This is a genomic window from Actinomadura fibrosa, assembly GCF_900659615.1.
Lineage (GTDB): Bacteria > Actinomycetota > Actinomycetes > Streptosporangiales > Streptosporangiaceae > Spirillospora > Spirillospora fibrosa.
Genome location: NZ_CAACUY010000017.1, coordinates 26,308 through 50,885 on the forward strand (window position 1 = coordinate 26,308; position 24,578 = coordinate 50,885).

A 24,578-nucleotide genomic window follows, 5' to 3' on the forward strand; every position below is an offset into this window, starting at 1 on the left:
CGGGGGACGTCGCCGTCCCGCCGTCGGCTCGTCAAGGACGCCGCCCGAGCGCTTTCAGGGCCGTCTCGGTGAGTTCCGTGAGCGCGGCGGGCCGCGGGACGCCGTTCGCGCGGACGAGGTCGAGCATGATGCCGACGTCCTTGCGCAGGAGCGGCGCGGCCTGCCGCAGGCCGGTGGTGTCGAAGCCCGAGGCGGCGAGGATCGCGGCGGCCCGGCTGCCGCCGCTGCCGTGGGCCAGGACGTCCGCCATCGCCGCCCGGTCCATGCCGAGGGCGTCGGAGAGGGAGAAGGTGTCGAGCGCCATGGCGATCTGTGCGGTGAACACGAAGTTGTTCAGCAGCTTCGCCAGCTGGCCGCTTCCCAGCGGACCCAGGTGGATCACGGGGTCGGCGAAGGCGTCGAAGACGGGACGGCATCGCACGACGTCCTTCTCGGCTCCGCCGACCATGACGAGCAGCCTGCGTTGTGCGGCTGCCTGGCCTCCGCCGCTGACCGGCGCGTCGACCAGGGCGACGCCGCGTTCGGCGGCCCGGTCGGCGAGGCGACGGCAGGTATCGGGGTGGACGGTGGAATGGATCGCGACGACTCCTCCAGGGGACATTCCGGCGAGTACTCCGTCGGGCCGCAGGAGCACGTCCTCCACATCGGCGTCGGCGACGACGCAGACGCCGACCACGTCGCTCGCCGCGCCGAGGTCGGCCGGAGTCGGCGCCACCGAGGCGGCGGTGTCCGCGAAGGGAGCGGTCGACGCTGGACGCCGGGCCCAGATCGTCAGGTCGTGCCGCTCCTGCGCGATGCGGCGTGCCATCGGGCCGCCCTGGCTGCCGAGCCCGATGAAACCGACGCGCGTCATCGAGCGCCTCCCTTCGATGTGGTGCGCGGTCTCACAGCCGCATGACCCAGCCGCCGTCCACGCTGATCGTCTGGCCGTTGATCCAGTCGCCGGCGGGGGAGGCGAGCAGGAGCAGGGTGCCGAGCAGGTCCTCGGCGGGCGCCTGCTTCTTGCCGGGGATGGCCGCCGCGAGCGCGGCGCGCGCGGGGTGGTCGGCGGGCAGGCTCCGCATCCCGGGCTCGTTCTCCACCAGGCCGGGGGCGATGGCGTTCACGTTGATGCCGAGCGGTCCGAGCGAGCGGGCGAGGCCGACGGTGACGCTGACGAGCGCGAGCTTGCTGATCCCGTAGATGCCGCCGCCCATGAAGGCCCCGGCGGACACCTGGTTGATGATCCGTCCGGCGCCGCGCTCGACCATGGACGCCTTGGCCGCCCTCGCGCACAGGATGGCGCCCAGGACGTTGACCCGCATCACCCGGTCGAACCAGTCGGGCGGGAGGTCGAGGAGGTCGCTGGGGGATCTCGGCCATGACGGCGGCGTTGTTGACGAGGATGTCGACGCCGCCGTGCGCGGCGACCGCGGACTCGACCATCGCGGCCGTCGACGCCCGGTCGGTGATGTCGGCCTGCACGGCGGTGGCCTGGAGGCCGTCGGCGGCCAGGGCCGCGGCGGCCCGCTCGGAGCCGTCGCCGTCGAGGTCGGCCAGCAGCACCGCCGCGCCGGCCTCGGCCAGCGCGCGGCCGTAGACCTGGCCGATGGCTCCGGCGCCGCCGGTGACGATGGCGACCTTGCCGTCCAGGCGCAGTCGGTCGAGTGTGCTCATGGCGCTTCCTTGAGGAGATGGGACAGGTAGCCGTCGACGTCGGCTCCGTGCTCGCGGAGCTCGTCGGCGGCCTCGGGCGCGGTGAGGATGAGGAAACGGTCCGCGGCGACGCCGTCGGCGACGATCTCGCCGACGGTTCCGGCGTCGAGGACGGGGAAGCCCGGCCCGTGCGGCGGCGCCGGCTCGCCGTGGAAGGTGATCTGCTCGACGATGTTGGTGGCGACCCCGGCCGGGCACAGGCAGGAGACGCCGATGCCGCGCGGCCGCAGATACAGCGCGAGCGCCTCGGACAGCCCGACGACCGCGTGCTTGGTCGCCGTGTAGGGCAGGCGGTCGTATCCGTAGGGCAGCAGTCCCGCCGTCGAGGCGGTGTTGACCACGTGACCCCGGCCCCGCTCCAGCAGCAGGGGCAGGAAGACGAGGTTGCTGCGGACGATGCCCAGCAGGTTGACGTCGATGACGTGCTGCCACGTCTCGACGGGGATGGCCTCGACCGGGCCGACGGCGAGGACGCCGGCGTTGTTCATGACCAGGTCGACGCGGCCGTGCCGGTCGAGCGCCAGGTCGCGCACGGCCTCAAGGTCGCGGAGTTCGGTGACGTCGCAGGTCGCGCCGGTGCCGCGGGCTCCGAGCTCGGCGGCGACGGTGGCCGCGCGGTCGCCGTCGATGTCGGTGACCACGACGCGCGCTCCGCGTGCGGCGAAGGCGTGCGCGGCGGCGCGGCCGATGCCGCTGCCCGCTCCCGTGATGACCGCGACGGCGTCGTCCAGTTCGATGCTCATAGGCGCTCACCACTTTCGAGGGGCCGGTTCGCGGTCCGGTCACGTGATGCGAGAGGTTCATTGCCTGTTCGGAGAACGTTCCTACCGGCAACGTTTCGCATCACAACATGAGCCGACTCCGAAGTCAAGCGCCTTAATCTGATGACGACGGCTTGAAATGGGGAGTCATGCGACTTACAGTCGGGGCACTCGGATCACCTCCAGGGCCGCAGGGGAGAAGCGCATGGGCGAAACGGTTCCCGAGCGGACGTATCGCGAGGTCATGACGTGTGCGGCGCCCCCGCCCGCGACGCCGCTCCAGGTTGCGGCCCGCGACTTCGTCTTCGGCGCGGTGTGGCCGCGCCCCGGGCTGAGCCGACGCGACCGCCGCTGGGTGACGCTGACCTGCGTCGGCGCGGCGGACGCGCCCGAGCCGATCGACGAGCACGTGTACGCGGCGCTCAACAGCGGGGACATCGGGCTGGAGGCGATGCTCGAATTCGTGCTCCATTTCGCCGTCTACTGCGGCTGGCCGAAGGCGTCGCACATCGAAGGCGTGGTCCGCCGGCAGTGGGCGAGAATCCAGCAAGAGCGCGGTGCGGAAAGCGGAGAGTTCCCTCTGCTGGACGACGCGACGCTCGGCCCCAGCGACTGGACTCAGCGGCTCAAGCGCGGAGTGCAGGAATTCGTCGACGTGAACCTCATTCCGGCACCGAGACCCGAGACTCCCTACATCCATGCCGGCATCCTCAACTTCGTGTTCGGGCACGTCTGGCAGCGGCCCGGGCTCAGCCGCCGCGAGCGGCGCATCATCACCGTGGCCTGCGTCGCCATCGATGACTCGCCCATGCCGTTGCGGTCGCATGTCGGCGCGGCACTCGAATCGGGGGACGTCACCAAGGGCGAGATGGACGAGATCGTGCTCCAGTTCGCCGCCTACTACGGTTTCGCCAAGGCCGAGGCGCTGGGGAGTACCGCGGACGCGATATGGGCTCGCCGCGATGGCCGGTCGGCCGAGCCGGCATGACCGCCATGTCCCTGCCTGCCCCGTCGAGCAAGGCGCAGATCATCCTCGCCGCCGAGCGCCTGTTCGCCCGGCACGGCATCGAGGGGGTGTCGCTCCGCCAGATCGGCGCCGAGGCGGGCAACGGCAACAAGTCCGCCGTGCAGTACCACTTCGGGACGAAGGACAGCCTGCTCCAGGCCATCTTCGAGTACCGGCTGCCGGGCCTCTACGAGCGCCGCAGGATACTCGTCGCGCAGCACCGGCCACACGACCTCCGGGCGTGGGTGCTGTGCTACGTGCTCCCGATCCTGGAGCAGGGGGAGCAGAAGGGCAGCCACTACCTGACCTTCGTCAACATGCTGCGGCACCATGGGCGCCGGGACGTCTTCGAGCGGCTCTCCGACGAGTTCAGGGCGTCGACGCGCGAGTTCTACGAGCAGGTCGCGGCGCTGCTCCCGGACATTCCCGAGCCCCTGCGCGCGCACCGCATCAGCCAGGCGGTCGCCTTCGGCGTGGACTCCGCGTCGAACCGGGAGCACGCCCAGGTCGTCGGCTATCCGGTCCTGCCCTTCGCCGTGCACGTCGCGGATCTCCTGGACGGCCTGGTCGGGTTCCTCCAGGCCCCCGCGTCACCCGTCGCTCGCGCCGTCCTCGACGAGGCGTCCGAGGGGGACGGGCCGCCGCTCCTGTGACCGGTGGTGGCGGCGCTGGGTCGCCGCTATGCTGAACAAGTGTTCAACGTGGTCGGCGAACCATGTGCGTCGGCCGGCGGCCTTCCGGAGCCGAGGCCGGGGCGGCTGCCGCCTGGGAAGAGGAGAGCCCTATGCCCGTCCCTGACGTCTCCGCCAAGCCCCTGGCCGACCTGCTCTCCCTCCGGGGGCGCAGGGCCGTCGTGACCGGCGGGGGCCGCGGGCTGGGCAGGGCGATCGCCGCGCGGCTGGCCGAGGCGGGCGCCGACCTGGTGATCGGAGACATCGACGAGGGCTCCGCGGCCGCCGTGGCGGCGGACCTGGCGGGACGGTACGGCGTGCGCGCGACCGGTGCCGCCATGGACGTCGCCGACGGCAAGTCCGTGGCCGCGGCGGCCGACCGCTCCGTCTCCGAACTCGGCGGGCTGGAGATCTGGGTCAACAACGCCGGTGTCTTCCCGAGCGTCCCCCTGCTGGAGATGAGCGAGGACGCATGGGACGAGGTGTTCGCCGTCAACGCCCGGGGTGTCTTCCTCGGCGCGCGCGAGGCCGCGCGGTGCATGGCCGGTGCGGGCGGTGTCATCGTCAACATCGTTTCGACCGCCGGGTTCCGGGGCAGCGCGCCGGGGCTGGCCGCCTACGTCGCGTCCAAGCACGCCGCGCGCGGCCTCACCCGGGAGCTGGCCCTGGAGCTCGCGCCGTCGGGGATCCGCGTGCTCGGCGTGGCGCCGACGTACGTGCCCACGGAGGGGAACAGGCTCGCCGCCGCGGCCGCTGGCTTCGACCTCGACGACCTCCCGACCGACCTGATGGCGACCGGTCCGATCGGGCGCGGCGGCGTCCCGGACGATATCGCCCGGGTGGTGCTGTTCTGCGCCTCCGACCTGTCGGCCTTCATGACCGGCAGCACCCTGCTGGCCGACGGCGGCGACACCGCCTGACCATGCCCGCACACGCTCGTGGGCCGCCTAGGACGCGGAGGGGGCCTGCTCGATCCGGTCCAGGTACTCGTCTATCAGGGCCAGGACGTCGGTGTGCCCCACGGTCAGTCCCATGGCGTCCTCCATGACGATCGCGCGCGAGACCGTCGATATCAGGACCGTGATCGCCAATGGGGGAAGGTCGATTCCCCGGGCCCTCAGATATTCGCTGACGGCCTTCCGCTGGATTTCGCGCGCCTTCTCCGCATAGGCGATGACCTCGGCGCGGATCGCCTTGCGGTGATTCGACAGCGCGATGAACTCGGTGTTCAGCGCCGCTCCGGCCGGATGGCTGTTGTACTCCCACAGGGAACGGAGCAGCCGCTCGCCGCCCAGCGCCTTCTCCTGCGCCTTGAGCTCCTGCTCGGAGCGCCTGCGCAGCATGGCCACGAAGAGGTCGTCCAGGGTCTTGAAGTAGTACAGGACCAGGGCGGGCGCCACGTCGGCCTCCCGCGCGACACGGCGAATGCCCACGGCGGCGTAGCCCTCTTCGAGCATCAGTCGCTCGGCGATGTCCAGCAGCAGTGCCCGCGTCTTCGAGCTCTCCGTTCCCATGCGGCGTGGTGCGGCCATTCCGGTCTCTCTCCTTGACGCCTGCGAGGCAAGCTGTTAAACAGTCGTTAAGTGCAAAGTCTGATCGGCGTGCGGCGGCGGGAAATGCGTGCTGCCGTCGCTGTGCTCCCGTCGCCCCCCGGACGGTTCGCGAACTGATTATCCGCCTCCTGGCCCCCTGCTCCGGTCACCGTCCGCTGTCGGCCGAACCCATGGTGACCGGCGCGGAGGCGCCCTCCTGGAGGAGGCCGCGTGCAGAGCGGCAACGCCTGGAAGGGACAGCTGTGGTGATCCAACGCCTTGCCGGCCGCAACGGACACTGGCCACGCCGCTGCGCGGCCGCGACGCTGGCCACCGTACTGGGTGCGGGGACTGCCTGGTGGTCGCCCGCGTCCCTAGCGGCGATCACGCCGGACGCGCAGGTCGCTGCGCCCGGCTTCCCGCCGGGGCGCATCTGGCCGCCCGCTCCCAGACCCGAACCCGTCAAGGTCGGCGAGCTGCCCCTCCCACCGGTCGCGCCGAGTACGGCGGCGGGCTCGTGCACCCGTTCGGTCAATCCTCGTGGGACGGGATGCATCGGCGTCTCCACCGGGCTCCAGTCGGGCGGATTCCTCCCCGACGGGGACCATGTCACCGCCACCGTCGCCTTCACCGGAGCGCCCGCCGCTCCGGACCCCGCGAGCGTCTACACCGGCCAGCAGCTGATCATCGTCAAGACCGACGGCGGCGCCTTCCCCGGCGGCGATCCCTGGAAGTGCGTGACCTGCGGTGTTCCGGACGCCAACGCCGCCGGACGCTCGGCCGCGCTCGACTACCCCCAGCCGTTCGCCGATGGGAAGCGCGTGCTCGCCGGGACCAACGTCATCGACTGCTCGCCCTACCGCCTCACCGACCGGGCGTGCACGCCCGGCCGCGTCCACATCCATCCGATTCGCTGGAACACCGCCGCCGACGGCTCCGGTCCAGGCGGCGACATCCGGGAGCTGCGCCTGCACCCCGACAACGAGCATCTCGGGTTCAACAGCTTCACCTACGCCAACGGCAAGCTCGGCCAGTTCGGCTACCTCGGCAGGCTCAGGTTCGATCCGGCGCCGAAGACCGGTTCCCCGCGGGTGCCGCGCTACGACCTGGAGAAGGTCACGCGCCTGTTCGACCCGGACCCGCGAGCGCAGCCGATCAGCGCCGACCCCCGGCGTCCGGGCGAGCTGCGCGTCAACGCCAAGGCGATCTCGGTCGGCGAACTTCGGGGCTTCACCAAGGACGGCAGGGAGGTCATCTACATCGGGCACCCGGCCGAGTCGTCCAACATCGACGTGTTCGCGGCGGACCTGCAGACCGGCAGGGTCCGGCGCCTGACCAGCAACCCCGAGTACACCGACCCGGTCGACAGCTCGCCCGACGACAGGTGGACGGTCGTCATGGACACCCGTGGCACCGACCGGCAGATGTTCCTGGCCGGCATGCGGGACGTCCCGCCGATCACCGACCTGATCACCTCCAGCGCCGTGTCGTCCACCCGCAACAACGGCGCGCGGCGGTTCTTCCAGCCCTACCTCATCGACCGGTACGGCGACCGCGGCTCCTACCAGGGGCAGCGGCTCAACGCCGCCGGGAACGGCGGGCCGGGCGCGGTCAACGACCCCAACTGGAACGGGATGGCCGACCCGCGCTGGTCGCCCGACGGCACCGCCGTCGCCTACTGGCAGGCCCTCGCCGTGCCGCCCGCGTGCGGCGGCGCCAACCCGCTGCCGTGCGAGACCTCGACCGAACCCGGCGGGCGCACGGCCCGCATGATGATCGCCCGGCTGACCGGCCGCGTACCGCTCCGGCCGCGCCGCGTCGCGCCGATCTCCGACACCGTGCCCTGGGGAACCCCGTACGTCCCCGGCACTCCGGTCCCTGACCGCCCCTATCCGCGGCAGGGCACCTACACCCTGCGCGGTAAGGCCTTCGGGTCGGCGAAGGTCACCATCACCGAGAACCCGGCCCGCACCGCGATCAGCACCATCGCCGTCCGCTACACCCGCTACTCCGACGACGCGGTCCACGTCCTCAACGGCACCGAGAGCGTCACGTCGACCAACGCGGGGCCCACGCTGAACAAGCTCGACTGGTATTCCGACCTGGTTCAGACGGGCACCGGGCGCGCGACCAAGAAGACCAGCCCGGACGGGTTCCACCTGACGATCGATGTCCTGACGAACATCTTCCAGGCGACCCGCGCGCTGACCACCACCGTCAACGGCCACGTCTACGAGCAGCCCGCCAACGGAACCTGACACAGGTGGCCGTCGCTCCGGGCCTTGCGCCGGTCACATGATCTGTTCAGCTTGTGTGGTGACGGCTTCGATCAGAGCGGTGTCGTGTCCCAGCCGGACGTCGAGGGCGGTCAAGGCCGAGCGCGCACCGTCCGCGAGGGTGCCGGTGGTCGATGGGGCCGCGGTGTCCTGCACCGGGGCGCCCGCGCCGCGCAGCTGCAGCAGCCAGGCGGCGACCAAGCGGACGCCACCGGACGGCATGGCACCGCGCTCCCGCTCGGCGAGCAGCACCGGGACGACCCGCACGGGCAGCTTCTGGGAGCCGTCCTCGGCGATCTTGGCGAGGGTGTGGCGGATCCGCGGGTTGGAGAACCGTTCGAGCAGCGCGGCCCGGTAGTCCGCCAGCTCCCGGCCGGGAAGGCCGAGGTGTGCGCCGGCCTCCTGCCACCACTCCTCAAGCCAGGCGCGGCACAGCGGGTCCGCCACCGCTTCGGCGACGGTGCCGTGCCCGCGCAGCGGTCCGGCGTAGGCGAGAAGCGAGTGGCCGCCGTTCAGCAGCCACAGTTTGCGGTGCTCGTGGGACGCGATGTCGGTGACGAACCGGGCGCCCGCGTCCTCCCAGGCGGGGCGTCCGGCGGGGAAGGTCCCGCTGAGCACCCATTCGGTGTACGGCTCGGTGACCACCGGTGCGGTGTCGGCCCAGCCCGTGGCGGCCGCCACGGCGGCGGCGTCCTCGGGCGCCGAATAGGGGGTGATACGGTCGACCATGGTGGTGACGTAGGAGGCGTGGGCGGCGGCCGTCCGCCATGGGCCGCCGCCGAGCGCATCGGCCAGCTCGGCGAGTACGTCCGCCGTCAATGGGCCGTTGCCCGGCAGGTTGTCGCAGGGCACGATCGCCACCGGGCCGAGGCCCGACCGCTGCCGCGCCGCCAGACCGGCCAGGACCCTCGCGGCCATGGTCCCGACCGGAGCCGTGGCGTCGGCGCGCAGCGCTTCGAGGTCGGCACAGACCTGCGGCAGCGCGGTGTCGAGATGCCCGCCGGAGCCGCGGGTGTAGCCGGCCTCCGTGACGGTCAGCGTGACCACGGCCAGCTCGGGACGCCGCCAGTGGGCCAGCCAGGCGGCGTGGTCGCTCCCGGGATGCGCCGCCGCGAGCGAACCGACCACCTCGAAGTGATCGTCCGCGGGACCCCGCGTGACCACGGTGTAGAGCCCGTCCTGGGCGGCGAGCCGCGCGGCGAGCGCGGTGCTGCGGCCGGAGAAGGCGGCGATGCCCCAGTCGGCGGCGTCCGGCGCGTGCTCGGTGTACCAGGCCTGGTGGGCTCGGAAGAAGCCGCCCAGCCCGAGGTGGAGGATGCGCACCGCCGCCGCCGGACGGCCGAGCGCCGCGCGGGTGAGGGGCCGCGTCACAGCTTGAAGGCCCTTCGGGGGTTGGCGGTGACCAGTTCGGCCGCGACCTCGGCGGCCTCGTCCAGGTCGAGCCGGTGCTCGGCGACGAGCTCGGCGAGGAAGCCGCAGTCCAGCCTGCGCGACATGTCGTGCCTGGCGGGGATCGAGCAGAACGCGCGGGTGTCGTCCACGAAGCCGGACGTGCGGGAGAAGCCGACCGTCTCGGTGACCGCGCGCTGGAACCGGCGGACGGCGTCGGGCGCGTCCAAGAACCACCAGGGCGCGCCCGCGTAGACCGACGGGTAGAAGCCGGCCAGTGGCGCGATCTCGCGGGAGAACACGGTCTCGTCGACCGTGAACAGGACGAGCTGGAAACCGTGGGCCGTGCCGTACCGCTCCAGCAGGGGACGCAGCGCGTCGGTGAACTCGGCGCGCAGCGGGATGTCGTGACCAGTGTCGGGCCCGTAGCGGCGCAGCGTCGGCGTGTGGTGGTTGCGCCGCACGGCCGGGTGCAGCGTCATGACGAGACCGTCCTCGCATGACATCCGGGCCATCTCCAGCAGCATGTGGCGGCGGAATGCGGTGGTCTCGGCCTCGGTGGCTCGCCCGGCCAGGGCATCGCGGTAGATGCGGGACGTCTCGGCCTCGGTCAGCGGGTCGGTGCGCGGATCGGCATGGCTGTGGTCGGCGGAGGTGGCGCCGTGGTCGATGAAGTGGCGACGCCGAGCCTCCACAGCGTCGATGTACCCCCGATAGCCGGACGTGTCGATCCCGGACACCTCGCCCAGCCGCATCACCGCGTCCCTCCAGCCCTGGTCACCGGGCTCCAGGTAGCGGTCCGGACGGAAGGTGGGGAGGACCCGTGCCGTCCAGGCGGGGTCGTCGGCCAGGGCCCGGTGCGCTGTCAGGTCGTCGCACGGGTCGTCGGTGGTGGCCAGCACCTCGATGCCGAAGCGCCGGAACAGCGCGCGGGGACGGAAGTCCGGTTCGGCCAGCCGCGCGGCGATCGCGTCATAGGTGGCGTCGGCGGTCGCGGACGAGAGGCGGTCGGTGACGCCGAAGATCTCGGCGAGCTGCGCTTCCAGCCAGGAGGCGACCGGTGTCCCGCGGAAGATCGTCCAGTGCTCGCAGACCCTCCGCCACACCTGCCGTGCCTGCCGCTCGTCCAGGCTTCCTTGCCCCACGCCGAGCTCGCCCAGCGGGACGCCGTCGGCGTGCAGCAGCCGGGTGACGTAGTGGTCGGGCGTGACCAGCAGGGTCGCCGGATCGGGGAACGGCCCGTCCTCGGCCAGCAGCCGCGCGTCTACATGGCCGTGCGGCGACACGATCGGCAGCGCGCGCACGGACCGGTACAGCTCGCGGGCGACGGCGCGCACCCGCGGATCGGCGGGCAGGAGCCGGTCGGGATGGGGCTGGGACGGCATGACCCGCATGCTGGCCTGCACCGGACCGCCGTGGCAATCGGTTGCCAAGTGTTGCCGCGCCGACTTGCCGCGACGGTCGCCGCCGTGATGGCGTGGCGGCATGACGCAGCGGATCGGAGACGCCGGGACGGTGCTCGGCGGGGAGGACGTCCGGGCGTTCGTCGCCGCCCGGCTGGCCGCCGAGGACCTCGACGGCCGGAGCGTCTGCGTGATCGTGCCCGACGCGACCCGGACCTGCCCGCTGCCGCTGCTCCTGTCGGCGGTGCACGGGGCGCTGCACGGCCGCGTCACCCGGCTGACCGTGCTGGTCGCGCTGGGCACGCACGCCCCCATGAGCGACGCCGAGCTGGCGGCCCACGCTCCGGCCCTGCCGGGCATGACCGTGCTGAACCACGCCTGGTGGGAGCCGTCCACGTTCGTCTCGGTCGGGACGATCGGCGCGGACCGGGTGGCCGAGCTGTCGGGCGGGCTCCTGCGCCAGGACGTGGACGTGCGGCTCAACCGGGCGGTCGCCGAGCACGATGTGGCGCTGGTCGTGGGCCCGGTGTTCCCGCACGAGGTGGTCGGGTTCTCCGGCGGCAACAAGTACTTCTTCCCCGGTGTCGCCGGGACCGAGATCATCGACCTGTCGCACTGGCTCGGCGCGCTCATCACCAGCGCGGAGATCATCGGGACGCGCGGCACCACCCCGGTCCGGGCGCTCATCGACGAGGCGGCCGCCCTCGTCCCCGCGCGGCGGCTGGCGTTGTGCGTGGTGGTCCGCTCCGGCTCCGACGAGCTGCACGCGATGGCCTTCGGGACGCCGGAGGAGGCCTGGGCCGAGGCGGCCGAGGTCTCGGCCGCCGCCCATGTGCGCTACCTGGACGCGCCGGTCGAGCGGGTCGTGTCGGTGATCCCCGAGAAGTACGGCGACATGTGGACGGCCGCCAAGGGCTTCTACAAGGTGGAGCCCGTCGTCGCCGACGGCGGCGAGGTGGTCCTCTACGCGCCGCACGTCACGACCATCTCCGCGACCCATCCGGAGATCGAGCGGGTCGGCTACCACTGCCGCGACTACTTCACCCGGCAGTGGGACCGCTTCAAGCACCTGCACTGGAGCGTCCTGGCCCACTCCACGCACCTGCGCGGAGCGGGCACGTACGATCCCGAGCACGGCGAGCGCTGCCGCGTGACGGTCACGCTGGCGACGGGTATCCCCGAGGATGTCGTCCGCCGGGCCAACCTGGAGTACCTCGATCCGGCCGGAGTCGACCTCGACGTGCTCGCCGCCGACCCCGGCACCTTCGTCGTCCCGCAGGCCGGCGAGGTCCTGTTCCGGCTCCGCTGATGCGCGCCGCGTGGATCGACGCGTCCTGCGGCGTCGCCGGCGACATGCTCCTCGCCGCGCTCCTCGACGCCGGCGCCGGGCTCCCGGCCGTCCGCGCGGCGGTGGACGCGGTCGTTCCCGGCGAGGTAAGGCTGATTCCCGAGCAGGTGCGGCGCGCCGGGATGCGCGCGACGCTGGTCCGGGTGGTCCCCGAGCGCCGTGACCACGCGCACCGGACGTGGCGCGACGTGAAGGCGCTGCTCGCCGCGGCGGCGCTGCCCGGACCGGTGCGCGAGAGCGCCGTCGCGGTTTTCGCCCGCCTCGCCCAGGCCGAGGCACGCGTCCACGACACCGATGTGCAGGACGTCCACTTCCACGAGGTCGGCGCATGGGACTCGATCGCCGATATCGTCGGCGTCTGCGCGGCGCTGCACGATCTGGGCGCGACGGACGTGTCCGCCGGTCCGGTGGCGGTCGGATCGGGACGGGTCGCCACCGCGCACGGTCGGCTCCCGGTGCCCGTGCCCGCCGTGGCGGAGCTCGCGGCCGGATGGGACATCTTCGCGGGCGGCGAAGGCGAGTCGGCCACCCCGACCGGCATGGCGCTGGTGACCGTCCTCGCCGGGCGGTGCTCCCCGCTGCCCGCCATGCGCCTCCACACCACCGGCGTCGGCGCGGGCAGCCGCGACACCCCGGGCAGGCCGAACGTCGTCCGCGTGCTCCTCGGCACTCCCACGGCGGAACCGGGCACCGCCGAGGCCGTGGTGCTGGAGGCCAACATCGACGACCTGGACCCGCGTGCCTGGCCGGGCGTTCTGTCCGCGCTCCTGGAGGCGGGAGCGTCCGACGCCTGGCTCGTGCCGATCCTGATGAAGAAGGGCCGCCCCGCGCACACCCTGTGCGTGCTGTCGCCGCCCGGACGGGCCGATGCGCTGCGTGCGGCGATGTTCCGCCTGACCAGCACCTTGGGCGTCCGCGAGCATCCGGCCCGCAAGACCGCGCTGGAGCGGGGCTGGGCCCACACCGACGTCCTCGGCGCCCGCCTGCCGATCAAGATCGGCCATCTGGACGGCGCGATCGTCCAGGCCACCCCGGAGTTCGAGCACGCCGCGCGGCTGGCGGCCCGCCACGACCTGCCCGTACGGGCGGTGCTGGACGCCGCGGTCGCGGCGGCGCACGCGGCGGGCCTGGCGCACGGCGCCCCGGCACCTCCGGACCTGGCGACGGACCCGCCCGCCTGACCCGCCCGCGCCGACCGGGTCAGGGCGCGGCGATCTGGGCGGCGAGGTGGCCCGCGCCGTAGCCGTTGTCGATGTTGACGACGGCCACGCCGGGCGCGCAGGCGTTCAGCATCGACAGCAGCGGCGCCAGGCCGCCGAAGGCCGCGCCGTACCCGACGGACGTGGGAAGGGCCACCACCGGAGCCGGGATCAGCCCCGCCACCACGCTCGGCAGCGCCCCGTCCATCCCCGCGGCGACCACCACGGCGCGGGCGGCGCGCAGCGGTTCCAGCACGCCGAGCACCCGGTGCAGCCCGGCCACGCCGACGTCCGCGAACAGCTCGCACGGGCGGCCCAGGTAGCGGGCGGTGAGCTCGGCCTCCCGGGCCACCGGCAGGTCGGACGTGCCCGCGGCCAGCACGACTACCCGGCCTCCGGAGGGCTCGGGCGGGGCGGGCGGCCAGGCCAGCAGCCGCGCGTCCGGCTCGCTGCGGGCCCCGGGCAGCTCCTCCAGGATCACCCGGGCGTGCTCGGGACCGGCTCGGGTGAACAGCGCCACCGCGTCGCCGCGTTCGCGCAGCGCGGCGGCGATCGCCCGCACCTGGCCGGCCGTCTTCCCCTCGCAGTAGACCGCCTCCGGATATCCGCGGCGCGCCACCCGATCATGATCCAGGCGTGCGAAGACGTCGGGCGGACGCCACCGCTCATCCACGCCGGACCTCCACCAGCGGCAGGGTGAAGGCGCCCGACTGGACGCCGGCCAGATCGACGGCGACCATGCGGAAGCCCGCGCCACGCACCGCGTCCAGGACCTCCTCGCGCGACTCCCCGGCCAGCCGCGCGATCTGCGAGACCGGCACCTCGATCCTGGCGATCTCGCCGTGGTGCCGGACCCTGCACTCCTCGAAGCCCAGCTCCCGCAAGGCGTGCTCAGCCCGCTCCACCTGCGCCAGTTTGCGCGGAGTCACCTCGGAGAAGTGCGGGACGCGCGAGGCCAGGCACGGGGCGGCGGGCTTGTCGGCGCAGGGGAGGCCGAGCGCCGCCGCGATCCGGCGCACCGCCGCCTTGTCCAGCCCGGCGTCGGCCAGCGGGCGCAGCACCCCGTGCTCCACGGCCGCCCTGGCGCCCGGACGGTCGGGACGCTGGACGTCGTCGGCGTTCTCTCCATAGGCGACCGCGGTGATGCCGTGCGCCGCCGCGACCTCGGTGGAGATGCGCACGAACAGCTCGTTCTTGCAGTGGTAGCAGCGGTCGGGGCCGTTGGCGCGGTAGGCGGGCAGTTCCCCCTCGTAGGTGGCGACCTCGATCAGCCGGGCACCGATGTGCGCGGCGACACGATGGGCCCCCACCCGCTCGTCCTCGGCCAGGCTGGGCGAGACGCCCAGCACCGCGATCACTCGGCCGGGGCCCAACGTGCGCACCGCCAGCGCCAGCAGCACCGAGGAGTCGACGCCGCCGGAGAAGGCCACGGCCAGCCGTCCGGGCGTGCGCAGCGATGCGCCGACACGGTCGGCCGTCTCGGCGTCTTCGCCGGTCAGAGGCGCAAGCATGGTGTACTCCCACTCCGCCGGCCCGGGCGCCGGCACGACGTCCTCGGTCTCCCGCGGCGACGAGCCGCGCCATGCCGGACTCCTTACCCAGGACCGCACGCGCGAGCGACCCCCGCTTCTCCCGGACCACTCCAACCAACCGCCCGGTCCCGACCGGCGGCAAGCGGTTGCCATCTGTTGCCGCCGAGCGCCTTACCCTGATGGCGGACCGGACGAGGGCGGGGGAGGGCGCGTGGCCGATCGGAAGCGCGAACCGGCCGCCCGGGACGTCCCGTCCAGGCCGCCGACGATCTACGACGTCGCCGCGGCGGCCGGGGTCGCCGCCTCGACCGTCTCCCGGGCCTTCTCCCGGCCAGGCCGGGTCAACGCCGCGACCGCCGAGCGGATCCGGCAGGTCGCCGCGGACCTCGGCTACCGGATGAACCCGCTGGCCTCGGCGCTGCCGACGGGCCGCACGTCGCTGCTCGCGCTGGTGGTGTCGGACGTGACGAACCCGGTCTACGCCGAGATCATCCGGGGCGCGGAGGCCGCCGCGGCCGAGGCGGGCCTCGTCGTGCTGCTCCTCGACGCCCACGAGAGCGACCGGCGCGAGCGCGACGGCCTGGAGCGGGCACTGCCGATCGTCGAGGGCGTCATCCTGGCCGGGACCCGCATGTCGGACTCGGCGATCCGCATGACGGCCAAGCAGCGTCCCACGGTGGTGCTGAACCGGCAGGTCGCGGACGTGCCGAGCCTCGTCCAGGACAACGCGCTCGGCATGCGCCTCGTCGTCCGGCACCTCGCCGAGCACGACCACCGCGCCCTCACCTACGTGGCCGGACCGGAGGCCTCGTGGGCGGACGGCATGCGCTGGCGCCGCCTCCGCGAGGCGGCCGCCGAAGCCGGACTACGGGTCCAGCGCACCGGCCCCTTCCCTCCCACCATCGCGGGCGGGCAGGAGGCGGCGACCGCCCTCGGCCCCGAACCGCCGACCGCCGTCGTGGCCTACAACGACCAGGTCGCCATCGGCCTCATGCTCGCCCTCCAGGCCGCCGGGCACAGCGTGCCCGAGGAGATCAGCGTGGTCGGCCACGACAACATCCTCCCCGCCCAGCTCGTCACTCCCCGCCTGACCACCGTCGCCGCTCCGCTGCGCGTCCAGGGGCGTGACGCGGTCAACGCCGTCGTCGCGGCGCGTGCCGGCGCCCCTTCGCGCACCGGACCGGGCGTCCCGCTGCCGGTCAGGCTCGTGGTCCGCGACTCCACCGCCCGCCGCCGCCATCCCCTGTCGGCGAGGCCCGCGCGCACGGCGACGACGGATGCCAGATGATCACCGTGACCCGTCTCGTGGGCGCCGCGCTCAGGACTCCGGCGGGAAGAGCGGTTCGCCGGTCTCGGCGTCGCTGATGGCGATCGCCTCGACCGGGCACGATTCGGCGGCCTCCATGACCTCGTCCGACCCGGCCGTCGTCTCGGCCCGGGCATGGCTCTGCCCGGTCTCGTCCAGCTCGAACTGGGCGGGTGCGGAAGCGGCGCACAGGCCCGTGCGGGCGCAGACGCGCCGGTCGACGCTGACGTTCCAGCGGCCGCTCATCGGCGCGTCCCCTCGACGACCAGGGGCAGGGTCTTCCAGCCGCGGACGGTCGAGGTCTGCGCGAGCTCGGCGGCGTTCCAGTCCACGTCCCAGTCGGTGAACCGCTTGAGGATCTCCTCCGCCGCCACGCGGCCCTCCAGCCTGGCCAGCGCCGCCCCGAGGCAGTAGTGGGCGCCGACCCCGAAGGTCATGTGCTGGGTGACGCGGTGGATATCGAACCGGTCGGGGTCGGGGAAGCGCCGGGGGTCGCGGTTGGCCGCGGCCTGCACGAAGAGGATGGCGCTGCCCGCCGGGACGGTCCGGCCGTGGAACTCGGCGTCCTGGACGACGTAGCGCGCGGTGAACGGGCCGGTCGGCTCGAACCGCAGGATCTCCTCGATGGCACCGGGGATGAGCGACGGATCGGCTGCCAGCTGGCGGCGCTGCTCGGGATAGCGGGCCATGAGCGCGCCGAACCAGCCGATCAGGCGTCCGGTCGTCTCGTTCCCCGCACCGGCGACCACCGTGCAGTAGGTGAGCACCTCCTCGTCGGTGAGCGTGCGCCGGACGCCGTTCTCGTCCTCGAACTCGGCGTTCATGAGCTCGGTCATGAGGTCGTCGGACGGATGCTCCTTGCGCCACTGGATGTAGTCGCGGAACTGCTCGGCGCCGAAGTCCTCCTTCTCGCGCACCTCCATCCTGCCGCGCCCTTCGGTGCTCAGCGCGGAGTCGGTCCGGTCGCGGAAGGCGGGCTGGTCGGCCTCGGGGATGCCGAGGAGCATCCCGATCACGCGCATCGGCATCTCGGCGCCGACGGCCTCGACGAGGTCGAACCGGTCGGCGCCGGTCACCGGTTCCAGCGCCCGCCGGCAGAAGGCGCGCACCTGGGGTTCGAGGGTGGCGATCCGGCGCGGGGTGAAGACGCGGGCGAGCAGGCGGCGGTGGACGTCGTGGACCGGCGGGTCCTCGAAGATGAGCGTGCCCGGGGGAAGCTCGACACCCGACTGGATCAGTTCGAGGATGTCGCCGCGCGCGGACGAGAAGGTCCGCCAGTCGGCCAGGCCGCGCTGGACGTGGGCGAAACGGGTCACCGCGTAGAAGTCGTACCGCTCGTTGCGGTAGACCGGCGACTCCTCGCGCATCCGGTTGAACAGGGGATAGGGGTCGACCACGAAGGAATGGTCGTAGGGGTCCCAGTACAGCTCATCGGCAGCGTTCACGCACGACACCTCCTGCGACGGACGGCCTCGTCACGGACGGGCCTCGCCCGGGTGGACGTTTAACGACTGTTCAAATGCTGAACAAGTGTTTAACATCGCTCCGGGGAGGCCGTCAAGGGAGGATGGGGGCATGACATCGCCCGGCCGCAAGGCCACCGGGAGCGCCGAGACCCGCCGCCGCCTGCTCGACATCGCCGAACGGCTGATGCTCGACGAGGGGTACGCCGCCGTCGGGATCCGGCGGGTGGCGCGCGAGGCCGGCGTCACGCCGCCGCTGGTCCTCTACTACTTCACGACCCTGGACGAGCTGTACCTGGCCGTTCTGCGCCGGGGCGCCGACGAGGAGATCAGGCGGCAGCGCCGCGCCCTCGCATCCCCGAACCCCCTGCGCGCCCTCTGGAAACTCGGCAACCGCCCCCGCGCCGCCCTGATCACCGAGGAGTTCATGGCGCTGAGCAACCACCGCAAGTCGATCCGGGCGGAGATCGCCGCCCAGGCCGAGCGCTACCGGCGGGCGCAGCTCGACTCCCTCGCCGAGGCGGCCACGGAAGGACGCATCGACCTCCGCGGCCTCTCGCCCATGGCCGTCGTCGTCCTGACCACGATGCTCTCTCGCGTGCTGGTGATGGAGAAGGCCATGGGGCTGACCGTCGGCCACGCGGAGACCGGCGAGCTGGTCGAGCAGATCCTCCGCCGTTTCGACGACCCTGCTGACGACGCCTGAACCGACCGGGTCGTCGGGTGCGCGGCGGGGCGTTCAGGAGGCCGCCTTGCCGAGTTCGGTGAACGTGTCGGTCACCCAGTCGGCGATGAAGGTGCTGACGTGGGGGAGGTGGTCCAGGCCGATGTGCTCGGTGGCGCCCTCCTCCGGGGTGAAGATCCGCAGCTCGCGTTTCGGGGAGTTGACCGCCTGGTCATAGGAGCGGTGGGCGTACCGGACGGGGATCTGCCGGTCGTTCGCGCCGTGGGCGATGAGGAACGGCGCGGTGATCCGCTCGACCGCGCCGTCGAGGTGGACGCCGTCGGCGAAGTCGATGAACTCGCGCAGGTCGGTGTGGCCCCACACCCACAGGACGTGCTCCCAGTAGTGCGGCACGGGCCGCTCGCCTTCGCGTTCGAGGCGGCGGCGCTGGACGGCGCCCCAGTTGTGGTTGGCGCCCCACGCGACGACGAGGGCGTACCGGTGCTCGAAGGCGGCGACGCGAGGGGCGTAGTAGCCGCCGAGCGACCAGCCGACGATGCCGATGCGGGCGGAGTCGACGTCGGGACGGGCGGCGAGCCAGTCGAACGCGGCCGAGCCCCACGCCTCGGCGTCGATGCGGGCGGTCAGCCCTTGCAGCCGGAGGGCTTCGCCGCTGCCGGGCTGGTCGAGCATGAGGCAGGAGATGCCGCGGGCCGCGAGCTCCTCCCAGTGGCCGGAGGAGTACTGGTGCTCCTTCGTGGAGTCCAGGCCGTTGACCAGCACGATCGCCGGCGCGGGACCGTCCGCGGTGGCGGGCGCGGCGCTGAAGTACGCCGGAAGGGCGGTGCCCTCGTAGGGGACGGCGACGCGGGTGACGCGTCCGCCGTCCTTGAGGTCGAAGGCCTTCTGCTGGAGGTCGAGGACCCGCCGGTAGGCGGGCAGGCGGTTCGGGTCGGAGTTGGACAGCATCCGCTCGGCCTGGCACAGGTAGTTCGTCGCGCGCGCGTAGAGCCGCCCCGCGGTGCGGGTGTGGCCGGCCTTCTCGGCGGCTTCGGCCTGGGCGGCGAGCTGGTCGGTGAGCGCGGTCCAGGCGCGCAGGAAGTCCGCGGTGCCGGCGTCCTCGCCCCGGGCGGCGGCCTCGCGGATCGGCCGGCAGGCGCGGTCGACCTCGTCGATGAGGCCGCCGGAGTTCAGCGTGGCGACCACGCCCAGATTCCAGACGTAGTTGCCGGGGAAGTACTCGAACACGGTCGTCCTTTCAGCAGGTGGCGGGCTCAGCGAGCCCGGTGACGTGGGAGGCCTCGTCGGAGGCCGGGAACAGTGCGCACCGGGCGATCTCGCGGGCCGGGCGGGCGGTCATGCCGGGCCCCGTACCGCGTCGCTGATCGACCGGACGCCGCCGTGGGCGGTCAGCCCGCCGTCGACGGGGATCTCGGCGCCGCTGATGAACGAGGCCTCGTCGCTGATCAGGAACAGCACCAGCGGCGCGACCTCCTCGGCGGTGCCGGTGCGGCCGAGCGGGGTCTCGGCGACGTTGGCGTCCCGGAACGCGGGCGCGGCCGAGGCGGTCATCGGCGTCTCGATGTAGCCGGGGTGGACGGTGTTGACGCGGATCCCGCGCGGGCCGAGTTCGAGGCAGGCGGCCTTGGCCAGGCCGCGCAGCGCCCATTTGCTCGCCGTGTAGGCGGCGGCGTAGTGCCCGGTCAGCGCGGCGACCGATCCGACGACCACGACCGAGCCCCCGGCGGGCATCAGCGGCGTCAGCGCCTGGACGCCGAGCAGTGTCCCGGCGACGTTGACCTCGGTGACGCGCGCCAGGTCGGCGGGGTCGAGGCCGGTCACGCGGGCCCGGTGGGTGATGCCGGCGTTGGCGACCAGCCCGTCGACGCGGCCGTACCGGGCGCCGAGGTCGGCGGCGAGCGACGCCCAGCCGGCCGCGTCGGTGACGTCGAGCCGCCGGTACTCCGCGCCGGCCAGGTCCTCCGCCGGTCCGGGGGTGAGGTCGCAGCCGATGACGGTGGCGCCTTCGGCGGCCAGCAGGCGCGCCTCGGCGGCGCCCTGCCCCCGGCCGGCCCCGGTGACCACGACGACCTTGCCCGCGGTTCGTCCGCTCACGGCTCGCGCTTCCGGTGTCCCGGCCGGGGCCTGGCGGGACGGACGGGCGGCAGGTCGTCGCCCGCCACGACGCGGTTGCGGATGGTGCCGATGCCTTCCACGGTCATCTCGACGACGTCGCCCGGCTGTAGCGGCGGTGGGTCCAGCTCGCCTCGGCGGCCCCAGAGCTCGGCCAGGCATCCGCCGTTGCCGCAGGTGCCCGAGCCGATGACGTCGCCCGCGCGGACCTGGGTACCGCGGGACGCGTAGGCGACGAGGTCCTCGAACGGCCAGCCCATGTTGCTCAGCAGGTCCTGGCCGACCTCGGCGCCGTTCACCGAGACCCGCATGTCGAGGGCGAGGAACCCGTCGGCGTCGCGGCGGGACTCCAGCTCGTCGGCGGTGACCAGCCACGGGCCGAGGGTGGTCGCCGAGTCCTTGCCCTTGGCGGGCCCGAGGTTGACCTTCATCTCGCGGGCCTGGAGGTCGCGGGCGGACCAGTCGTTCATGACCGTGTAGCCGAAGACGTGCTCGCGGGCCTGCTCGGGGGTGAGCGACGCGCCGTCGCGTCCGATGACGGCGGCGACCTCCAGCTCGAAGTCGAACCGCTGTGATCCGGGCGGGACGGGCACATCGTCGAACGGGCCGGTGACGGCGTAGGGGTTGGTGAAGTAGAAGGTCGGGGCGTCGTACCACTCCGGCGGGACGCCGCCGACCCCGTCGATGCTCTTGCGGACGCCTTCGACGTGCTCCTCGAAGGCGACGTAGTCGCGCACGGTCGGCGGCATCAGCGGCGGCAGAAGCCGGACGCGGTCGTCCAGCGGCACGGCCGGCCCGTCCAGGGCCGCGGTCCCGGCCCGCAGGGCGGCGGGGAGCCCGGCGCGGACGAGGCCGAGCACGGTCGTGCCGTCGGGGAGCGGGTGCAGGCCGGCGCCGCTGACGGCGCCCGCCCGCACGCGTCCGCCGGATTCCCAGGTGGCGAAGCGCATGGTCCGGCTCCGATCAGACCGGCGGAGCCACGAACAGGCCCTTGTCCGGGTCGTTGAAGGACCGCTGCGCGACGAACTCGTTCATCGCGTTCGCCGTGCCCCACTGGTCGGACACCTCGGGCTGGGAGAAGTCATAGAGGTGGGGGTGCCAGGTGTCCTCGTCGACGCGCTCCAGCTCCGTCGTGTACTCCATCGTGTTGCCGGACGGGTCGAGGAAGTAACTGAAGGTGTTGTTGCCGGCCAGGTGGCGGCCGGGGCCCCAGATCTTCTCCACGCCGGCGCGCAGCACCCGGCCGGTGCCGCGCATGTACTCGTCCAGGCCGCGGAGCTCGAAGCTGGCGTGGTGCAGCGAGGGGTGCGGGCCGCGCGCGATCGCCAGGCTGTGGTGCCAGCTGTTGATCCGCATGAACCACATCATCTCCCCCATGCGCGGGTGCATCAGGGTGTCCGACAGCGCGAAGGCCAGGTGCCTCTCGTAGAAGGCGCGGGTGCCCTCGGGGTCCGCGGAGTTGATGACGACGTGCGAGAGGCGGACCGGGACCGACTCGCCCTCCTCGATCGTCCGGTGGGTGCGGACGGCGACGTCGGAGGAGATCTCGACGGTGCGGCCCTCGTTGTCGAAGAACCGGAAGCCGTAGCCGCCGCCGGGCGTCCGGAGCGTCGCGGGCTCGCTGACGAGGCGCACCCCGTCCGCGGCCAGGCGGGCGGCCAGGGTGTCGACGTCGGCGGCGCTCGCGGCGCCGAAGGAGATGAGGTCGACGCGCTTGTCCTCGGACGCGCGCAGCCGCACGACGTACTGCTCCGGGCTGCCCTCGGCGGCCAGGAACGTCACGCCGGTGTCGTCGTGCTCGGCCTTCAGGCCCCAGGTGCCGGTGTAGAAGTCGAGCTGCGCGCGGTGGTCGGGCACGGCCAGGGCGACGTGCCGCAGGTGGGTGATCAGTCGTTCGGGCATGGTTCTCTCCTGTGCGGGAGCGGGGTCACGCGGGCCGGCTGACGAGGTCGGCGATGCGGTGCATGAGGGCCGGGACGTCGCCTGGCCGATGGTCGAGCTGCCATTGGGCGAGCTGGTTGGACGCGTCCACGACGGCCCGCGCCCGGGGGACGCGCCGGTCGTGGAAGGCGTCCCAGAGGTCCTGGTCGACGGCCTGCCGCTCGGTCAGCAGCTCGGCGAGGACGGCGGCGTCCTCCAGGGCCTGCGCACCGCCCTGGGCCAGGGTCGGCGGGCAGGTGTGCGCCGCGTCGCCGATCAGGACCACCCGGCCCCGGTTCCACGGCGCGGGGAGCACGTGGGTCTCGAACCAGGTGTAGTTGACGCGGCCGGGATCGGTGAGCGTTGCGCGGATGTCGTCCCAGGGACCGTGGTAGGCGGCGGCCAGCTCCCTGAGCGTGGCGAGTTGCTCGTCCGGTGACAGCGTGGAGCGGTCCTGTGCCGGTTCGACGATGTAGGCGTAGAGCGAGTCCTCGCCGGTGGGGCAGTACCCCGCGATGAACGAGGGACCGCCGTAGTAGAGGTCGGTGCGGGTGACGGCGGCGGGCCGCGGGCCGAACGCGCGCCAGATGCCCATGCCGACCGGCCGGGTCTCCAGGTCGATGCCCAGCGCGCGCCGCGTCCACGAGCGGATGCCGTCCGCGCCCACGACCAGGTCGTAGCGGCCGGTCGAGCCGTCGGAGAACGTCACGTCCACGCCCGCGCCGTCCTGCCGAAGATCGGTGTGGGTGATCCCGTAGCGGACCTTGACGCCGACGGCGGTCGCGCGGTCGAGCAGGATCCGGGCCAGCTCGGGGCGGGGCATGCCCAGCACGGCGGGCAGGTCGGGCCCGCCGGTCCTGGCGTCGGGGATCTCGGCGAGGACGGTGCCGTCCGCGTCGGGCGCGCGGATGCCGGTGACGTCGAAGGCGTAGCCGTTGCGCCGCACCTCCTCGAAGACGCCCAGCGAGCGGAGCTCGCGCAGGGCGTTGCCCTGGAGCGTGATGCCGGAGCCGAGCGCGGCGGCCTGCGGCTTGATTTCGATCAGGTCGACCGCGACGCCCCGTGCGGCGAGGTGGACGGCGGCGGCGGTCCCGGCGAGGCCGCCGCCGACGACCAGGACGGTGCTCACAGCGGGCATGGGGACTCCTTCGTCCGGGCGGTCACTTGACGGCGACGGGGTTCAGCGGGGCGCCGACCGCCCCGGTCACCGGCAGGGGAGCGGCGGCGAGGAAGAACTCGTAGACGCCGTCGGACGCGCAGTCGGCGGCCAGGGCGTCCAGGTCCCACATCTCGCCGATGAACAGGCCGATGTTCGGGATGCACACCTGGTGGAGCGGCTGGAACGCGTCGTCGAACTCGTTGGGCCGCACCTCGAATCCCCAGGTGTCGGTGGCGATCCCGGCGATCTCGGTGCCGTGCAGCCAGTCCGCGGTCGTGAACGACAGGCCGGGCGACGCGCCGCCGGCGTAGTCGCCCCAGCCCTCCCGGCGCGCCCGGGCCAGCCGCCCGGTGCGCACGCAGACCAGGTCGCCGCGGCCGACCCGGGACGTGCCGCCCTGGGCGGCGATGGTCGCCTCCAGGTGCTCGGCGGTGATCGCGAACCCGTCCGGCAGCTCGCCGTCCGTGCCGACCGCCGCGCCGACGTCGAGCAGGACGCCCCGTCCGACCAGGTGCGCCGCGGCCGTCTCGATGCCCGTGACGAGATCGCCGTCGCTGGTGACCACGTCACCGGCGCGGCGGCCGTTCCAGGCCCGGCCGTGGTCGAAGATGTGGCCGAGGCCGTCCCACTGCGTGGACGCCTGGAGCGGCATGAAGACCACGTCGTCCGCGCCGCCGAGCCCGTGGGGGAAGCCCTGCGTGCCGCGCTCGGCGTCCGTCCCGGTGTCGAGCATGGTGTGCACCGGGTTGGTGCGCCGCCGCCAGCCCTTCTGCGGCCCGCCCATGTCGAACGACTGGGCCAGCGAGAACGCGGCGCCGCGCCGGACGAGCGCCGCGCCCTCCCGGCGCTTGGCGTCGTCGAGGAAGTTGAGCGTGCCCAGCACGTCGTCCTCGCCCCAGCGGCCCCAGTTCGAGCACCGCGCGGCGGCCGCGGCGATCGCGCCCTCCGGGTCGGTGCGGTCCAGCGCCGCCGCGGGCCCCGCTCGCTCGGCCATGCGATCTCCCTCCGCCCGGTCACCGCCGGATGTCGCCGCGGTCACGTCCCGATGACCCCACCCTTATGGCCCAGATCACTATTCGGAAGGCCAATCCGTTGATGGCTCCCATAGATGAAACCTATGG

At 73.1% G+C, this 24,578-nt stretch carries 24 protein-coding genes and 1 pseudogene; 8 read left to right on the forward strand and 17 right to left on the reverse strand.

The features are described 5' to 3' along the window. Positions 1-31 precede the first annotated feature (31 nt). The 4 genes and pseudogenes from E1300_RS09340 to E1300_RS09350 form a co-directional block, all read right to left on the reverse strand. Positions 32-853: an NAD(P)-dependent oxidoreductase gene (locus E1300_RS09340; protein WP_131756486.1), complete on the reverse strand. Its 822-nt coding sequence runs from the start codon at positions 851-853 to the stop codon at positions 32-34. A gap of 31 nt (positions 854-884) precedes the next feature. Further along, positions 885-1,304 carry an SDR family oxidoreductase gene (locus E1300_RS53350; RefSeq protein WP_278045350.1) on the reverse strand — a complete coding sequence of 140 codons (420 nt, stop codon included), beginning with the start codon at positions 1,302-1,304 and terminating at the stop codon, positions 885-887. Between the two features lie 106 nt (positions 1,305-1,410). Further along, a pseudogene (locus E1300_RS53895) lies at positions 1,411-1,656 on the reverse strand (SDR family NAD(P)-dependent oxidoreductase); the annotation flags it as partial. After that, positions 1,653-2,438, reverse strand: coding sequence for an SDR family oxidoreductase (locus E1300_RS09350; protein ID WP_131756487.1), 786 nt, complete (start codon positions 2,436-2,438; stop codon positions 1,653-1,655). The gene E1300_RS09350 and the pseudogene E1300_RS53895, both read right to left, overlap by 4 nt. A gap of 262 nt (positions 2,439-2,700) precedes the next feature. Here E1300_RS09350 and E1300_RS09355 point away from each other — a divergent pair, with 262 nt between their 5' ends. The 3 genes from E1300_RS09355 (at position 2,701) to E1300_RS09365 (ending at position 5,053) form a co-directional block, all read left to right on the forward strand. Then, entirely contained in the window at positions 2,701-3,444 is a 744-nt protein-coding gene (locus tag E1300_RS09355; RefSeq protein WP_242619037.1) for a carboxymuconolactone decarboxylase family protein, read from the forward strand. A gap of 5 nt (positions 3,445-3,449) precedes the next feature. Beyond that, a complete protein-coding gene (locus tag E1300_RS09360) occupies positions 3,450-4,115 on the forward strand; it encodes a TetR/AcrR family transcriptional regulator (protein ID WP_131756489.1) in 666 nt (221 codons plus the stop codon). A 131-nt stretch (positions 4,116-4,246) separates the two neighbouring features. Continuing rightward, the gene (locus E1300_RS09365; RefSeq protein WP_131756490.1) at positions 4,247-5,053 is read left to right on the forward strand and encodes an SDR family NAD(P)-dependent oxidoreductase; all 807 of its coding nucleotides are present in this window, start codon (positions 4,247-4,249) and stop codon (positions 5,051-5,053) included. Positions 5,054-5,080: 27 nt separating this feature from the next. On the opposite strand, the gene E1300_RS09370 is transcribed toward E1300_RS09365, so the two are convergent. After that, complete coding sequence (locus tag E1300_RS09370; RefSeq protein WP_131756491.1) at positions 5,081-5,665, reverse strand: TetR/AcrR family transcriptional regulator; 585 nt, start codon at positions 5,663-5,665, stop codon at positions 5,081-5,083. 266 nt (positions 5,666-5,931) lie between these two features. On the opposite strand from E1300_RS09370, the gene E1300_RS09375 reads away from it, so the two are divergent. Further along, entirely contained in the window at positions 5,932-7,923 is a 1,992-nt protein-coding gene (locus E1300_RS09375; RefSeq protein ID WP_207399579.1) for a TolB-like translocation protein, read from the forward strand. 33 nt (positions 7,924-7,956) lie between these two features. On the opposite strand, the gene E1300_RS09380 is transcribed toward E1300_RS09375, so the two are convergent. Both E1300_RS09380 and uxaC read right to left on the reverse strand, forming a co-directional pair. Further along, positions 7,957-9,312 (reverse strand): mannitol dehydrogenase family protein, encoded by a 1,356-nt coding sequence (locus E1300_RS09380; protein ID WP_207399580.1) that lies wholly within the window; start codon positions 9,310-9,312, stop codon positions 7,957-7,959. Continuing rightward, positions 9,309-10,715: a glucuronate isomerase gene (uxaC, locus tag E1300_RS09385; protein WP_131756492.1), complete on the reverse strand. Its 1,407-nt coding sequence runs from the start codon at positions 10,713-10,715 to the stop codon at positions 9,309-9,311. Before uxaC ends, E1300_RS09380 begins: the two co-directional genes overlap by 4 nt. Positions 10,716-10,815: 100 nt before the next feature. Between uxaC and E1300_RS09390 the strand changes: the two genes are divergently transcribed. Both E1300_RS09390 and larC read left to right on the forward strand, forming a co-directional pair. Continuing rightward, positions 10,816-12,042, forward strand: a complete 1,227-nt coding sequence (locus E1300_RS09390) for a lactate racemase domain-containing protein (protein WP_131756493.1) — start codon at positions 10,816-10,818, stop codon at positions 12,040-12,042. After that, entirely contained in the window at positions 12,042-13,262 is a 1,221-nt protein-coding gene (larC, locus tag E1300_RS09395; protein ID WP_131756494.1) for a nickel pincer cofactor biosynthesis protein LarC, read from the forward strand. Before E1300_RS09390 ends, larC begins: the two co-directional genes overlap by 1 nt. A 19-nt stretch (positions 13,263-13,281) precedes the next feature. On the opposite strand, the gene larB is transcribed toward larC, so the two are convergent. Both larB and larE read right to left on the reverse strand, forming a co-directional pair. Then, positions 13,282-14,037 carry a nickel pincer cofactor biosynthesis protein LarB gene (larB, locus tag E1300_RS09400; RefSeq protein ID WP_306440646.1) on the reverse strand — a complete coding sequence of 252 codons (756 nt, stop codon included), beginning with the start codon at positions 14,035-14,037 and terminating at the stop codon, positions 13,282-13,284. Further along, positions 13,946-14,791: an ATP-dependent sacrificial sulfur transferase LarE gene (gene larE, locus E1300_RS09405; protein ID WP_131756496.1), complete on the reverse strand. Its 846-nt coding sequence runs from the start codon at positions 14,789-14,791 to the stop codon at positions 13,946-13,948. Before larE ends, larB begins: the two co-directional genes overlap by 92 nt. A gap of 232 nt (positions 14,792-15,023) precedes the next feature. Between larE and E1300_RS09410 the strand changes: the two genes are divergently transcribed. Then, complete coding sequence (locus E1300_RS09410) at positions 15,024-16,100, forward strand: LacI family DNA-binding transcriptional regulator (RefSeq protein WP_207399582.1); 1,077 nt, start codon at positions 15,024-15,026, stop codon at positions 16,098-16,100. 30 nt (positions 16,101-16,130) lie between these two features. Here the strand turns inward: E1300_RS09410 and E1300_RS09415 are convergent, their stop codons facing one another. Next, entirely contained in the window at positions 16,131-16,364 is a 234-nt protein-coding gene (locus E1300_RS09415) for a ferredoxin (RefSeq protein ID WP_131756498.1), read from the reverse strand. After that, on the reverse strand, positions 16,361-17,563 hold the full coding sequence (locus E1300_RS09420; RefSeq protein WP_207399583.1) for a cytochrome P450: 1,203 nt from the start codon (positions 17,561-17,563) through the stop codon (positions 16,361-16,363). Before E1300_RS09420 ends, E1300_RS09415 begins: the two co-directional genes overlap by 4 nt. Before the next feature lie 130 nt (positions 17,564-17,693). Here E1300_RS09420 and E1300_RS09425 point away from each other — a divergent pair, with 130 nt between their 5' ends. Beyond that, positions 17,694-18,287 carry a TetR/AcrR family transcriptional regulator gene (locus E1300_RS09425; RefSeq protein ID WP_131756499.1) on the forward strand — a complete coding sequence of 198 codons (594 nt, stop codon included), beginning with the start codon at positions 17,694-17,696 and terminating at the stop codon, positions 18,285-18,287. A 33-nt stretch (positions 18,288-18,320) separates the two neighbouring features. Here E1300_RS09425 and E1300_RS09430 read toward each other — a convergent pair whose 3' ends face one another. The 6 genes from E1300_RS09430 to E1300_RS09455 all read right to left on the reverse strand — a co-directional run bounded on the left by E1300_RS09430 (position 18,321) and on the right by E1300_RS09455 (position 24,451). Further along, positions 18,321-19,493: an alpha/beta hydrolase family protein gene (locus E1300_RS09430; protein ID WP_131756500.1), complete on the reverse strand. Its 1,173-nt coding sequence runs from the start codon at positions 19,491-19,493 to the stop codon at positions 18,321-18,323. A 108-nt stretch (positions 19,494-19,601) separates the two neighbouring features. After that, on the reverse strand, positions 19,602-20,360 hold the full coding sequence (locus tag E1300_RS09435; protein WP_207399584.1) for an SDR family NAD(P)-dependent oxidoreductase: 759 nt from the start codon (positions 20,358-20,360) through the stop codon (positions 19,602-19,604). Next, the gene (locus E1300_RS51410) at positions 20,357-21,328 is read right to left on the reverse strand and encodes a fumarylacetoacetate hydrolase family protein (protein WP_131756502.1); all 972 of its coding nucleotides are present in this window, start codon (positions 21,326-21,328) and stop codon (positions 20,357-20,359) included. The genes E1300_RS09435 and E1300_RS51410 overlap by 4 nt, the downstream gene beginning before the upstream one ends. Before the next feature lie 13 nt (positions 21,329-21,341). Continuing rightward, positions 21,342-22,280, reverse strand: a complete 939-nt coding sequence (locus E1300_RS09445) for a VOC family protein (RefSeq protein ID WP_131756503.1) — start codon at positions 22,278-22,280, stop codon at positions 21,342-21,344. A 25-nt stretch (positions 22,281-22,305) separates the two neighbouring features. Next, entirely contained in the window at positions 22,306-23,436 is a 1,131-nt protein-coding gene (locus E1300_RS09450) for an FAD-dependent monooxygenase (protein WP_131756504.1), read from the reverse strand. A 22-nt stretch (positions 23,437-23,458) separates the two neighbouring features. After that, positions 23,459-24,451 (reverse strand): cyclase family protein, encoded by a 993-nt coding sequence (locus tag E1300_RS09455; protein WP_207399585.1) that lies wholly within the window; start codon positions 24,449-24,451, stop codon positions 23,459-23,461. Positions 24,452-24,578 lie beyond the last annotated feature (127 nt).

What these genes read in the sequence shown, in the direction of transcription:
- E1300_RS09340 (WP_131756486.1), bottom strand. Translation starts at nt 853, where the DNA reads ATGACGCGCGTCGGTTTCATCGGGCTCGGCAGCCAGGGCGGCCCGATG.
- E1300_RS53350 (WP_278045350.1), bottom strand. Translation starts at nt 1,304, where the DNA reads ATGCGGGTCAACGTCCTGGGCGCCATCCTGTGCGCGAGGGCGGCCAAG.
- E1300_RS09350 (WP_131756487.1), bottom strand. Translation starts at nt 2,438, where the DNA reads ATGAGCATCGAACTGGACGACGCCGTCGCGGTCATCACGGGAGCGGGC.
- E1300_RS09355 (WP_242619037.1), top strand. Translation starts at nt 2,701, where the DNA reads ATGACGTGTGCGGCGCCCCCGCCCGCGACGCCGCTCCAGGTTGCGGCC.
- E1300_RS09360 (WP_131756489.1), top strand. Translation starts at nt 3,450, where the DNA reads ATGTCCCTGCCTGCCCCGTCGAGCAAGGCGCAGATCATCCTCGCCGCC.
- E1300_RS09365 (WP_131756490.1), top strand. Translation starts at nt 4,247, where the DNA reads ATGCCCGTCCCTGACGTCTCCGCCAAGCCCCTGGCCGACCTGCTCTCC.
- E1300_RS09370 (WP_131756491.1), bottom strand. Translation starts at nt 5,665, where the DNA reads ATGGCCGCACCACGCCGCATGGGAACGGAGAGCTCGAAGACGCGGGCA.
- uxaC (WP_131756492.1), bottom strand. Translation starts at nt 10,715, where the DNA reads ATGCCGTCCCAGCCCCATCCCGACCGGCTCCTGCCCGCCGATCCGCGG.
- E1300_RS09390 (WP_131756493.1), top strand. Translation starts at nt 10,816, where the DNA reads ATGACGCAGCGGATCGGAGACGCCGGGACGGTGCTCGGCGGGGAGGAC.
- larC (WP_131756494.1), top strand. Translation starts at nt 12,042, where the DNA reads ATGCGCGCCGCGTGGATCGACGCGTCCTGCGGCGTCGCCGGCGACATG.
- larE (WP_131756496.1), bottom strand. Translation starts at nt 14,791, where the DNA reads ATGCTTGCGCCTCTGACCGGCGAAGACGCCGAGACGGCCGACCGTGTC.
- E1300_RS09415 (WP_131756498.1), bottom strand. Translation starts at nt 16,364, where the DNA reads ATGAGCGGCCGCTGGAACGTCAGCGTCGACCGGCGCGTCTGCGCCCGC.
- E1300_RS09425 (WP_131756499.1), top strand. Translation starts at nt 17,694, where the DNA reads ATGACATCGCCCGGCCGCAAGGCCACCGGGAGCGCCGAGACCCGCCGC.
- E1300_RS51410 (WP_131756502.1), bottom strand. Translation starts at nt 21,328, where the DNA reads ATGCGCTTCGCCACCTGGGAATCCGGCGGACGCGTGCGGGCGGGCGCC.
- E1300_RS09445 (WP_131756503.1), bottom strand. Translation starts at nt 22,280, where the DNA reads ATGCCCGAACGACTGATCACCCACCTGCGGCACGTCGCCCTGGCCGTG.
- E1300_RS09450 (WP_131756504.1), bottom strand. Translation starts at nt 23,436, where the DNA reads ATGCCCGCTGTGAGCACCGTCCTGGTCGTCGGCGGCGGCCTCGCCGGG.
- E1300_RS09455 (WP_207399585.1), bottom strand. Translation starts at nt 24,451, where the DNA reads ATGGCCGAGCGAGCGGGGCCCGCGGCGGCGCTGGACCGCACCGACCCG.